Annotated in this window: 12 protein-coding genes and 3 pseudogenes; 5 read left to right on the plus strand and 10 right to left on the minus strand. The window is 60.1% G+C overall.

The annotated features are described in order from the left end of the window. Positions 1 to 18 precede the first annotated feature (18 nt). The 8 genes from H1S03_RS15805 to H1S03_RS15840 form a co-directional block, all read right to left on the minus strand. A complete protein-coding gene (locus tag H1S03_RS15805) occupies positions 19 to 579 on the minus strand; it encodes a TetR/AcrR family transcriptional regulator (protein ID WP_221892731.1) in 561 nt (186 codons plus the stop codon). Positions 580 to 1444: 865 nt separating this feature from the next. Then, positions 1445 to 2371: a LysR family transcriptional regulator gene (locus H1S03_RS15810; RefSeq protein WP_221892732.1), complete on the minus strand. Its 927-nt coding sequence runs from the start codon at positions 2369 to 2371 to the stop codon at positions 1445 to 1447. A gap of 152 nt (positions 2372 to 2523) precedes the next feature. Further along, the gene (locus H1S03_RS15815; RefSeq protein ID WP_185805173.1) at positions 2524 to 3486 is read right to left on the minus strand and encodes a pirin family protein; all 963 of its coding nucleotides are present in this window, start codon (positions 3484 to 3486) and stop codon (positions 2524 to 2526) included. Between the two features lie 15 nt (positions 3487 to 3501). Next, positions 3502 to 3873 (minus strand): GNAT family N-acetyltransferase, encoded by a 372-nt coding sequence (locus tag H1S03_RS15820; RefSeq protein WP_347339237.1) that lies wholly within the window; start codon positions 3871 to 3873, stop codon positions 3502 to 3504. 9 nt (positions 3874 to 3882) lie between these two features. Beyond that, on the minus strand, positions 3883 to 4854 hold the full coding sequence (locus H1S03_RS15825; protein ID WP_185805175.1) for a glutathione S-transferase family protein: 972 nt from the start codon (positions 4852 to 4854) through the stop codon (positions 3883 to 3885). Positions 4855 to 4893: 39 nt separating this feature from the next. Beyond that, a complete protein-coding gene (locus H1S03_RS15830) occupies positions 4894 to 5721 on the minus strand; it encodes a VOC family protein (RefSeq protein ID WP_185805176.1) in 828 nt (275 codons plus the stop codon). Between the two features lie 63 nt (positions 5722 to 5784). Continuing rightward, positions 5785 to 6228: a DoxX family protein gene (locus tag H1S03_RS15835; RefSeq protein ID WP_185805177.1), complete on the minus strand. Its 444-nt coding sequence runs from the start codon at positions 6226 to 6228 to the stop codon at positions 5785 to 5787. A 29-nt stretch (positions 6229 to 6257) separates the two neighbouring features. Further along, positions 6258 to 6836 (minus strand): NADPH-dependent F420 reductase, encoded by a 579-nt coding sequence (locus H1S03_RS15840; RefSeq protein WP_185805178.1) that lies wholly within the window; start codon positions 6834 to 6836, stop codon positions 6258 to 6260. Positions 6837 to 6963: 127 nt separating this feature from the next. On the opposite strand from H1S03_RS15840, the gene H1S03_RS15845 reads away from it, so the two are divergent. Then, complete coding sequence (locus H1S03_RS15845; RefSeq protein ID WP_185805179.1) at positions 6964 to 7860, plus strand: LysR family transcriptional regulator; 897 nt, start codon at positions 6964 to 6966, stop codon at positions 7858 to 7860. A 12-nt stretch (positions 7861 to 7872) separates the two neighbouring features. Here H1S03_RS15845 and H1S03_RS15850 read toward each other — a convergent pair. Both H1S03_RS15850 and H1S03_RS15855 read right to left on the minus strand, forming a co-directional pair. After that, a pseudogene (locus H1S03_RS15850) lies at positions 7873 to 8057 on the minus strand (transposase); the annotation flags it as partial. Positions 8058 to 8109: 52 nt separating this feature from the next. Continuing rightward, complete coding sequence (locus H1S03_RS15855) at positions 8110 to 8475, minus strand: hypothetical protein (RefSeq protein WP_249777959.1); 366 nt, start codon at positions 8473 to 8475, stop codon at positions 8110 to 8112. Positions 8476 to 8853: 378 nt separating this feature from the next. Between H1S03_RS15855 and repC the strand changes: the two are divergent. The 4 genes and pseudogenes from repC to H1S03_RS15875 form a co-directional block, all read left to right on the plus strand. Further along, positions 8854 to 9072 (plus strand): annotated as a pseudogene (gene repC, locus H1S03_RS15860) (replication initiation protein RepC); the annotation flags it as partial. A gap of 331 nt (positions 9073 to 9403) precedes the next feature. Then, positions 9404 to 9888, plus strand: a pseudogene (locus H1S03_RS15865) (hypothetical protein). A gap of 40 nt (positions 9889 to 9928) precedes the next feature. Next, complete coding sequence (locus H1S03_RS15870; RefSeq protein ID WP_185805180.1) at positions 9929 to 10867, plus strand: ArdC family protein; 939 nt, start codon at positions 9929 to 9931, stop codon at positions 10865 to 10867. Positions 10868 to 10890: 23 nt separating this feature from the next. Further along, on the plus strand, positions 10891 to 11100 hold the full coding sequence (locus H1S03_RS15875) for a DUF6330 family protein (protein ID WP_074646987.1): 210 nt from the start codon (positions 10891 to 10893) through the stop codon (positions 11098 to 11100). Positions 11101 to 11217 lie beyond the last annotated feature (117 nt).

The following is an 11217-nucleotide window of genomic DNA, read 5'->3' on the forward strand; positions in this document are numbered from 1 at the left end:
ACTTTGAGTCCGAAGCGGTTAGTCGCATTCTGGCATAGTTGGAACGCGTCGGCACCAGTATCCGGCAACTGCATCCGCAATCCGATCCGGCAGATCTTCACTCCTGGCTTGGTTCATGAACTCACCCAGCATCATGCCACGCATGATCCCCATGATGTCCATCACTGCTACCGATGCCTGACCGTCGACCAGAACGCCACTCTCGTTCACAAGGTCCAAGAGAAGGTTGTAAATCTCCTCGTTGATCTTTGCGCTTTCGGAACTGGCCGTCAGCGTGGGATCGAGTAGAATAAGCTGAAGCGTCAGTTTCGGACGCTGCAAACGGTGCAAGGTCAACGCCTTGGCAAAAGCGATCACGGCATCCAAGCCGGAGCATCCTTCGATCGCATCGTGGCTCTCCCCGATGAACTCGCGCGCTTCCCGCTCGATGAGGGCGCTGATGATCGACTGCTTGTCCGAGAAGTATTGATACACGCTGCCAGGGCTGACGCCGGCAACTTCGGCAATCATATTCGTGGTTAGAGCTTCCGATCCACTCGTTTCCAAAATGCGAGCGGCGGCTTCAATTACGTCAGCCACCAGTTGCTTTGCCCTTGTTTGCTTCGGTATTTTTCTAAGCAAATCAAACCTCTATTGGCAGTTCTGTAGCAATGCCCAGATGCGAGTAGTAAATATGAGCGAAAACTCGCATTTTTATAGTTGATAAATCGAACACAGGAAAGGCTTCAAGATGTTCCTGAAACCGAAAAAGAAGAACGAAGGTGATCCCTGGTTCACACTGCGGGACTATTTGCTCGGCTACAACTTGGGTGCCGCCACCCTACAGATAGTCATGGCAGTTCCTGTAATCATCGCGGTGTCTGGGATGATACACTTCCTTTTTGGGTAGTATTGATCTCGAGGAACGGCAGTCTCGTCCGCAGAAGCTGACCGCAATGGCGGACAACTCCCGAAGATTTCCTCAGGAGCCGTCGGAAGACAAAGCGCCTTGCCCGCATGGATTTCTGCGTCAAGATGTGCAACATCTTGCACTGGCTGCCCATCCTCAGTGTTCACAAATCCATTTCACCCAACACGATTTGCGGACACGGCATTTATTTTCCATATTATGCTCCAAATCATCGCAATTGTTGCGTAAACTAACGCAAATATTGCAAAATCACCCGGCAATCCCCGCGTGGCAACTTCCGTGGGTCAGGGTGCAACTTTACTGCACAGATCGCAGCCTTATCCGCACGGCACGCATGGCAACGGGCAAAATTGGCACAACGTTACGCAAAATTGCTGCGCCTGCCGGGCGCGTATTTCCGTCCCTCATCTTTATCGTGGCTGGATGGGCCGGATTGACAGCTACGAAGGCACCGCCGATTAGATGGGAACCATCAACAGGCCTTGAGAATTTTTGCCGCGGCTAATCGCAGCGCGACGTCGACGGCGGCGAATGCTACACCACCACCTGACCGGTCACGTCAGGGAAGGCACGAACCTGTTCCTCGATGAGCCCCGTGAAGGCTTCGACTTTCGCGGGGAGCATCTCGTATGGGGGATAGAAGGCCGTCAGCCAGATCTCGGGTGGCGTCCAGTCCGTCAAAATCCGGCGGAGCGTGCCTGCGGCCAGTTCATCACGGACAAGGAAATCCGGCAACATTGAAACGCCCCCGTTGCCGAGGGCAGACGCGACGATCAATTCGCCGCTGTTGCTTTCAAAGCCATGACGAACCGTTGCCGAGCGGACCTCACCGGTTCTGCAATGCGTCAGTTTCCAGCTCTGTCCGCCGGGGAAGTGGCTGTATCCAAGAATGGCGTGTCCACTCAAATCTTCGGGCTGCTCAAGCGGCGTAGCCGTCCGGAGATAGCCGGGGCTGGCGACGATCGAACGGCGGATGGGCATGATCTTGCGCCAGATGGTGGAGACATCTTCCGGCGGCCCCGAGATACGCAATGCCATGTCGAACCCTTCCTCGATGATATCGATGAAACGGTCGGTCAGGTGAATCTTGAGCAGAACCTCGGGATAGCTCTCGCGGAACCCGGCGAGCACCCGCGGAAGGAATCTCTGCCCGAACGAGACAGGTGCCGACAGGCACAGCTCGCCCGATAGCGTGGCGTGTTGCTGATTGATCAGTTCATCCGCCCGGTCCAGGTCGGCCAGAAGCGTTTGCATCCTCGCCAGATAGAGCCGCCCGGCCACGGTGGTTGAGACCTTGCGCGTTGTCCGCACCAGAAGTTGAGCGCCAAGCTCGTCTTCCAACTGGTTGACATATCGCGTGGCAATGGATCGCGTGGCACCAAGTTGACGCGCGGCCGCCGCAAATCCGTTAAGCTCGGCGACCTTCACAAAGACTCTGATACGTTCAATTCGCCCGGTCAAAAATCAACTCCACATCCCTGGCCCCATGATCGGGCACACTCCTTTTCACCGCGTTGCCGGTAACCTCAGTACTGTCGCTATGCAAAAGCGATAGCGCATCGCGCGGTTGACGGGTTGGCAGCAGCCCGTCGAGCGCCGTGCACACCTTACCCTTACGGATAGAAGACGCCGCCGAGTGCCCTTCTCGGTTTGGTATTCGTCTCGGGGAGCGGGATGAAGTCGGCCTCATCGCCCGGCACGGTGTCGAAGCGCCCGCGCCGCCATTCCTCCTGGGCCTGTTCGATCCGTTCCTTGCGCGACGAGACGAAGTTCCACCAGATCCAGCGCGGCCCGTCCATCGGCTCGCCGCCGAAGAGCATGACGCGGGCGGCACTCTTGGCGCGCACGAGGATCTGGTCCCCCGGGCTCAGAACCAGAAGCTGGGCCGGCGCAAAGGACTGTCCCGCGACTTCGATCTCGCCCGAGATGGTATAGAGGGCACGTTCGGTCACGGAGGGCTCGACGGCAAAGCGCGCACCGGGGTCGAGCTGTATATCGGCGCAAAGCGTCTCCGATGCCGTCGCGAGCGGCGATCTTGCCCCGAAGGCCGCGCCGGCGATAAGCCGCGCCTTCACTCCGCCCTCTTCGATTATCGGCAGGGCCTCTGCGCCGTGATGGACGAAGGCCGGATCGTCTTCCTCCTGCGCCTCGGGCAGCGCCACCCAGGTTTGAAGGCCAAAGAGACGCTGGCCCTGTCGGCGCCGCTCCTCATCGGTGCGCTCGGAATGCACGATGCCGCGCCCCGCCTTCATCCAGTTCACCGCGCCCGGCTCGATCTCGCGATCGGTGCCAAGGCTGTCGCGGTGCCGAATGCGGCCCTCGAACAGATAGGTGACAGTTGCCAGATTAATATGCGGATGCGGGCGCACGTCGATTCCCTGATCGGTCAGGAATTCCGCCAGTCCCATCTGGTCGAAGAAGATGTAGGGGCCGACCATCTGCCGTTTGGTCGATGGCAGGGCACGGCGCACCTCCAGCCCGCCGAGATCGACGGCGCGGGGAATGATCAGCGTCTCGATCGCATCGACTGTTTCGGGGTTACCCAGCGTGGGATCGGGGCAGGGACTCCAGCTCATGATTGCGTCTCCAGTTCAGCGTTTCAGCACATCGTGCCAGTCGGGATGGAGCAAGAGCTGCGCCTTGGCAAAGGGGCATAGCGGGACGATGGAACGGCCTTCGGCCCGCGCATCCTCGACTGCACGCCGCACCAGGGTCTGCCCGACCAAGCGGCCGCGCATCGCATCGGGAACCTCCGTGTGATCAATGATTATCATGCTTTCACCCGCGCGCGAATATGTCATTTCTGATTCGTCGCCGCCCAGTCGGAAGACATAGCGGCCTTTGCTCGGGTGCTCCTCGCGTTCAATGGGCTGCACCTGCGGAATCGGTCTGGACATGATCTGCCTTTCTGCTGTCGGTAGTTTGGCCTGTTCGGCGAAGGTTCGCACCCGCCGGCCGAACACGGTTTTCCCCTACGCGACAGTGTCAAGCAACCGCCGGATATGCGCCGGGCCGGCCGGCCGGATGCCCGTCGGATTCAACGCCTTGATCGAATAATAGCCTCGCGTGATGTGATCCATGTTCACCGTTTCCGCGACGCCCGGCAGCCGCAGCACGCGTTCCATATGCGCTGAAAGATGCGGGTAATCCGCGATTTGCCGACGGTTGGTCTTGAACAATCCGTGATAGGCCGCGTCGAACCGGATGAGCGTCACGAAGGCACGAATATCGGTTTCGGTCAACTCGTCGCCGAACAGATACGGGCGGTCGTCACCGAGGCGCGTCTCCAATTGGTCCAGCATCGCGAACACCCCATCGACGGCCTCGTCATAGGCCTCTTGGCTGGAGGCGAACCCGGCCTTGTAGACCCCGTTATTGAGGCTTTCGTAAATCTGCCTGTTCAGCACGTCGATCTCGTCGGCCAAAGCGGCGGGATAGAGACGCAGATCGGATGGGGCGATCGCTTCGAAGGCGGTATCAAACATGCGCACGATGTCGGCGCTTTCGTTGTTCACCATGACGCCGCGCTTCATGTCCCACAATACCGGCACGGTGGCGCGGCCCGAAACATGCGGATCGGCACGGGTATAGAGTTCATGCATGTAACTCGATCCGTAAAGCGGGTCCTCATCCGCGCCCGGATAGCCGCCGAACCGCCAGCCCTGATCGGTCAGCGTCGGGTTGACCACCGTGACGGGGATCAGATCCGCTAGCCCCTTGAGCCGCCGTGCGATCAGGGTTCGCGAGGCCCACGGGCAGATCAGCGCGACATAGAGCCGATACCGCCCGGCCTCGGCCTCGAAACCACCCTCGCCCGTGGGGCCGGGACGCCCATCGGGGGTGATCCAGTTCCGGAACTCCGAAACCTGGCGCACGAAACGCCCCTGTTCATCGGCCTTCTGGACAGGCTGCCAGTTCTCGACCCATTTTCCATTCACAAGCATGTCTTGTCTCCTTTATTACTATCAGGTTCGCAAAGCACCTTACTGCGCCAGCGCGAAGGCGGTGCCCCAGGGATCTGAAAAGCGATCGCCGCCAAGGCGCTGTGTGATCGCCTGACGCGCTGTCGGATCGACGCCGAGGGTGATTTCGCTCAGCCCCGCCTCGGACGCGTCCCGCGTCCCGGCCTGGCGGCTGTTCCAGATGTTGCCGGCCAACTGGTGGTGATAACCGCCGCTGCCGTAGAAACTAGCGCCCGGATAGGTCGCCGCGATGTCGAAGCCGAGGGCGTCGCGGTAGAAACGATCCGCCTCTTTCGTGTCGCCGACCTGCAAGTGAACGTGGCCGACGATGCCGCCTATTGGGAAGCCGGTCCATGTCCGGCCCTGCGCCGTACGCATCAGATCCTGAAGGTCCAGCGGGTCAGTCGCCATGCGGATATCGCCCGCGCGATCGCGCCACTGGCTTGGCGGACGGTCGACATAGACCTCGATGCCATTGCCTTCGGGATCGGCCAGATAGAGCGCTTCGCTGACGATGTGATCCGATGCGCCCTGCAGCCGCACGCCCGTTTCGGCCACATGGCCAAGCCAGCGGGCCAGATCGCCGCGCGAGGGCAGCAGGAAGGCGGTGTGAAACAGCCCTGCCTGCCTGGGGTCGCGTGGGCGCAACGCCGGGTCGCCACAAAGATGGAGCAGCGGTGTCTCTTCGGTGCCCAGTGTGACGCTGCTTCCGGCCTCTGCCAGCGGCACCAGCCCCAGAACGTCCCGATAGAAGGATGAAACGGCATCGAGATCCCGCACCCTGAGCAGAACGGTATCGATGCGGATCGGCGCGGCATTCATGTCGAATTTTTCGGTTGGATTGCCCATCGTGATACTCCTTTGGGGAATGGGCGCGGGGCTGCTTGCCCCGCACCATGAAGACGGAACGGATCAGGTCCGGCTGCGCTTGAGCGCATAGGCGCCGTCGCCCAGCAGAGCTTGCACGACCAGTGTGATCGCCCAGAATGCGGGATATTCCCAGCCGCCGCCTTCATTCGAAAAGAAGAAACCGGCCGCGCCATGCGGCGCGTAGATCGAGCCGAGCAGAACCGGCACCAGCGCGAGCGACACCCAGCGGGTCCAGACGCCGAGGATCAGCGCCACGCCACCGGCAAGCTCGGCGGCAATTACGAGATAGGCGAGTGCTCCCGGAAAGCCGAGGCTTTCGAAGAAGGCGGCCGTTCCCGCCGGCGTGAAGATCACGAGTTTCAGCCAGCCATGGGCGATGAACAGGATTCCCAGCGCAACGCGCAGGATGGTTGCGGCGAGATCGGCATTTGCCACACCGGGGATCACCGGTGATTGAGGTGGGTTATGATGGTTTGCGTTGGACATTGTCTTTTTCCTTTGTTCGGGAGGTTGGGTCAGGCAGAAAATTGCCAGCGCGGCGCGATCTCGGTGCCTTTTCCGAGCACATAGCCGAACTGGATATTCAGGAAACCAAGCGGCTCGAGCTGGCGGGCGGTGGACAGGGGGCCGGCATCGACCGGCTCGAACCCGGCCTCTGCGGCCAGCGTTTTCACGGTGTCGCGCGCCGTCTCGTCGTCGGCGGCGACAAAGGTCTGCAATGGCTGACCGTCCAGCTTGAGATCCCCCGCATAGTGCTGGGCGAAGATCGTGTTGAAGGCCTTCACGACGAACGCTCCCGGAACGAGCGCAGCGATCGCCTCGGCGGCCGATGTGGTGGTACCGAGTTGCAGGGCCGAGAAATCCTCGGTGACGGGGTTGGACACATCGATGACGATCTTGCCGGTGAAGTCTGCCTGCTCTGCGAGTTCGGCAGCCGCCCCATAGGGCGTCGCGAGAATAACGATATCGGCCTCATTCACGGCGTTTGCCACATCGTCGGCGCGGCCAAAGGTCCCGACCTGATGTTGCGTTTTGCTCAGGACATTTGCCAGACCGGATCCGACATTGCCGTTGCCAATGATTGCGATTTTCATGACTTGTTCCTTTAAGTGCGCGCCTTCAGGCGCTGTTTGATCTGTCAGGAAAATACGCCTTGTCTTTAGTCAATGAAATGGCGAATATATGGAATGACTATCCACGAAGTGTTCCAAGTGATTTACCATGGATATCGTCGATGAACTCCGGGCCTTCGTGGCCACCGCGCAGACTGGTTCGTTCACCGCAGCGGCCCATCAGTTGGGCGTGTCGAACCGGCTGACGTCCAAATATGTGGCTGCGCTCGAGCAACGCCTTGGCGCCCGCCTGCTGCAGCGGACCACCCGCAAGGTGGGGCTGACACCGGCGGGTGAGGACCTGATTGCGCGGGCGCCCGCACTGCTCGATGATCTAGATGAGCTGCTCGGCAGCGTTGCCGAAGGATCGCGCGGCCTGACCGGCGTCATTCGCATCTCGGCTCCTGTAACCTTCGGCGAAGTCTACGTCACGGGGATGCTGGCACGGTTTGCCCGACAAAACCCGGATCTTACACTCGATTTGCGGCTCGATGACCGCTATGTCGATCTGGCCAGCGACGGCTTCGACCTGGCTTTTCGCATCGGCCGGTCCGACATGCTGTCACTCAAGACGCTCAGGCTTGGCACCTTCAGCAGCCTTCTGGTGGCCAGCCCGGACTATGTCCGAGCACACGGAAAGCCCGGCTCACCCGAGGAACTGGCTGACCATACCTGTATAGTGGACACCAACCGGCGGGTTCCGCACAGATGGATCTTCGTCAGGAACGGGGTCGAGACAAATGTTCAGATCCACGGGCGGTTCCAGGTCAACTCCGCGCGCGCGGCCATGGATCTGGCCATCGGCGGCCTTGGGATCGCCAACATTCCGCGCTTCGCCCTGAGCAACGCCATCGAGACCGGATCGTTGGTCCCCTTGCTGGAGGAGTTCGGAGGCGACAGCGGTCCTGTCAGCGCGGCCTATCTCGAGGGCCGGGCCTTGCCCCGCAAGATCCGCGCACTGATCGACTTCGCCGCCGAGGATATTCGGTCTACCACGACCCTCTAGAGCATCGAGCCTTTAACTTGATCCATTTCCTGCTTCGCAGAAGTAATTCCAGCATTCAGGCGGTGTGAACAGATCGCAGACTCCGCGAATGCGTCGAAAATCTGGTCGAATGTTCTGGCCCCTGTCCGTCGCAAGTGCGCCTTGAGTTTCGAGAGCGCCATTTCGATTGGGTTCAAGTCGGGTGAGTACGGCGGCAGATTGTCAATCTGCATCAAAACTGGGTTAGAGCCGATCATCAACGCCGACGGCTCAGTTTGTGAAGGCATCGATAAGGTTGATGACGGACAGGATCTTTCTGGTGTCACGATCAACCCGATAGGCCCGGTTGCCCTCGCGATAATAGCGCCAATCGTCACGCGGTTCTAGATTTAGCCTACGGGGATCGCGGATAACCACGTAGTCACCGATGCGAAGGACATCCCCGATTCTAGAGCCGTAGTGATCATAGGACTTGCGTGCCTGCCCCGGCGGCACACAGGGCGGGTTCTTTTTTGCAAGTCCCGGCGGGCAATGTCCTGCAAATCCGTTGTGGTGATCGCCGCGCGCCTTGCCCTTGCCGTGCCCAGGGTCTGCCGATGCAGGCACGGCGGCCATCGATACGGCTGCAATCGCCATTACGGCCAGTGTTCGAGAAAATCTCATAGCTCGCTCCGCTTCAAGTGTTGCCGGATAGATAGTGCTGAGCGCGACAGAAGTCAGGCATAACGAACATCACTAGGCCATAATGCGGCAGAAACGGCGGTCTTCCGCCTGCCTCGTTGCCGCCTGCGAACAAGGCCAGGATGGCTTGATAAGCCTGCCCGGCCCGGCTTTGAGCTAAGTCAGTTTCGCACTCGGCATGATGCGGGCTGGCTGGTACGTGGCGCTCGCGGCCTTAATCGCTTATCTCGGTGCGGTGCTGGAGCCGAAACCCAATAGCGTGTCCGGTGCAATCATCACGCTTCTTGCGTTGTTCCTGCCTGGCTTTGCGCGAGAACAGGCGGATTTTTCAAGGATTGGGGTGATCTGCATCGGGTTGCTGAACCACTCAGGCCGATGGTGGGAATTTCGGAGCATGTCTGGAACGTGGCGCAGGAGCGAATGGGCACACAGGTGGCAACGGCAGCGTTTCCGCTCGTGTTCGAAGAGCATAGCACGGGTGAGGTTGCCTCGCCGGATGGATATCTGTGCGGCATGGTTGAGAAGGCGGGGGCAAGAGATCTGCACCTCTAATACTGCTTCTATTGCAGACTTGGCGGCAAGGCAACGTGATGCTTCAAGATTGGAAAATGCACCGTATGCGCAGTTGTAGGCAGGTCTTCAGGGAGATTTCTGCCGATATGCGTTGCCGATCTTGCCTGTCGATCTGAATGGGCTGTGCCAAATCAAAGGCTTCTGGAGACTACACGGTATTGAGCATTTTGTTGAGGGCCCGTTGGTTTTGAGAAGGACAGGGTCCGTGCCCAGGAAAAGTGAAAGTGTCCTTCGGGTTTTGTGACTGACGGACGAGGGCCTTTGGGGTCCTTCAGATGGGTCCGGGCCGGGTTCCGGTCTGCTGTTCCTGATGAAGGGCATTCTCATGCAAACAGGTGTCTTGTGCGTGTTGCGCGCGACCGCTGCCTAGTGGTGGCGACACAAGAAACCACGCCGAACCGGCCAGACGGGGCTGGCACAGCGGCGCGAGCGTGGGATCGTCCTGCGTGATCTCGGCTATCTGGAGCAGGCGGCGTTATTGCCGAACGCGCATGTGATCTGCGGAGAGGGCGGGACATTCATCCATCTTGGTTGGACCACCGTTTCGACCTTTGCGCCGATCGAGCGCTTTCCTTGGCCACTCTTGCAGTCTCGCGCGGCACGCCGTTCATCGATATCCGACCCGTCACCGATGTTATCGCCTTCGCGAACCTGCCGCGGGTGACACGGGACGGATCGATCGACCCTGAACCCTGGGGCCCTGGAAGTTCCGTCTCACTGACCACCTACATCGACATGGTCGAAGGGCTCGGCGCGAGGATCGTCAACGATCCGCGGCCCCGTCAGTCAACCTGATCACCACTTACTCTCACCAAAACTCGAAAGGAGGCCAGCCATGGCCCGATCCCGCACGCCCAAATTCGATGCCTCCGAGGTCATCACAAACGAAATCATCCGTATTATTGAGCGCGGCGTGTTGCCGTGGCGCAAGCCCTGGACCGCAGGCGGCAGCTCTCGTCCCCTGCGCGTGGGCGGTGAACCCTACCAGGGGGTGAACAACTTCCTGCTGACGATGCGGACCGTGATGGCGGGCCACAGCTCGCCCTTCTGGATGACGTTGCCGCAAGCCAATGCCTTGGACGCAAAGGTTCGCAAGGGCGAGAAGTCCTCTGTCGTCGTTTACTACGGTCAAAGCCGGAGAGACGCCGGCGATGAGCATGATCACAGCGAAGGGGATGATCACTCCGAGGAAGCCCGTATATTCCGCTTCCAGAAATCCTACCGTGTGTTCAATGCCTGCCAGATCGAGGGCTTGCCCGACAGCTTCTTCCCCGACCCGGAGCCCGTGCCCGAGCATCCGCCGTCCGAGCCCATCCCGCACATGCAGGCGTTTTTCGATGCCATCGACATCACGACCGTCTTCACGGGCACGGAGGCGTACTATTTGCCCCCCGTGGACAAGGTTTACATGCCGTCCATCACGCGGTTCCAGGACCCGCGCAATTTCTACGGGGTCTGGGCTCATGAGCTGGCCCATGCCACGAAGGCCCCGCATCGGCTGAACCGTGATTTCGGGTTCTCGAAGTTTGGCAACACGTCCTATGCGCGCGAGGAGATCGTCGCGGAATTGACCTCGGTGTTCCTGGGTCAGACGCTCGGCTTCACGGCGCATACGCTCGAGATGAATGCCGCCTACCTCCACAACTGGTTGCGCGTTCTTCGGTCGGACAAGGGTGCGATCTTCAAGCACGCCGCGGACGCGCAGCGCGCCTGCGACTATCTGATTGCCAGATCGGAGACGGGCAGGGCAGGGCGCAGTGCCGAGGCGGCCTGACCACACGGAGAACGGAGACTCGCATGTCACGCAAGGAACCCAAGACGCTGCGGGTGGCCTGCTTCGAAGACGGCCGCCGCAAGATCATCGTCTGCAAGCGCGGTGCCTATTGGTGGAGCCCGTCCGAGGGCGCTTATCCGCTCTCGGCAGCGCTCGAGAGCATCAAGGAACAGGGCGGCTGGATCGAAACCATCCCCAACCCGAATTACAGACCCAAGGGGCTGTTCGGGTAGGGCACCTTCGGCCTCGGTTCATCCGCCAAGCGGAAAAGAAAAAGATGCCGTAATGGGGCTGTCGGCGAATCGAGCACGTTTCGCTTGTTTGTCAGCATGATCTGAAGTGCCGTTGCC

The sequence above is a fragment of the Pontivivens nitratireducens genome (assembly GCF_014235845.1).
Lineage (GTDB): Bacteria > Pseudomonadota > Alphaproteobacteria > Rhodobacterales > Rhodobacteraceae > Pontivivens > Pontivivens nitratireducens.

Bases quoted from the DNA above. Each gene is read 5' to 3' on its own strand.
- H1S03_RS15875 (WP_074646987.1), top strand. From the start codon at position 10,891: ATGTCACGCAAGGAACCCAAGACGCTGCGGGTGGCCTGCTTCGAAGAC.
- H1S03_RS15825 (WP_185805175.1), bottom strand. From the start codon at position 4,854: ATGCTTGTGAATGGAAAATGGGTCGAGAACTGGCAGCCTGTCCAGAAG.
- H1S03_RS15855 (WP_249777959.1), bottom strand. From the start codon at position 8,475: ATGGCGATTGCAGCCGTATCGATGGCCGCCGTGCCTGCATCGGCAGAC.
- H1S03_RS15870 (WP_185805180.1), top strand. From the start codon at position 9,929: ATGGCCCGATCCCGCACGCCCAAATTCGATGCCTCCGAGGTCATCACA.
- H1S03_RS15835 (WP_185805177.1), bottom strand. From the start codon at position 6,228: ATGTCCAACGCAAACCATCATAACCCACCTCAATCACCGGTGATCCCC.
- H1S03_RS15845 (WP_185805179.1), top strand. From the start codon at position 6,964: ATGGATATCGTCGATGAACTCCGGGCCTTCGTGGCCACCGCGCAGACT.
- H1S03_RS15815 (WP_185805173.1), bottom strand. From the start codon at position 3,486: ATGAGCTGGAGTCCCTGCCCCGATCCCACGCTGGGTAACCCCGAAACA.
- H1S03_RS15840 (WP_185805178.1), bottom strand. From the start codon at position 6,836: ATGAAAATCGCAATCATTGGCAACGGCAATGTCGGATCCGGTCTGGCA.
- H1S03_RS15830 (WP_185805176.1), bottom strand. From the start codon at position 5,721: ATGGGCAATCCAACCGAAAAATTCGACATGAATGCCGCGCCGATCCGC.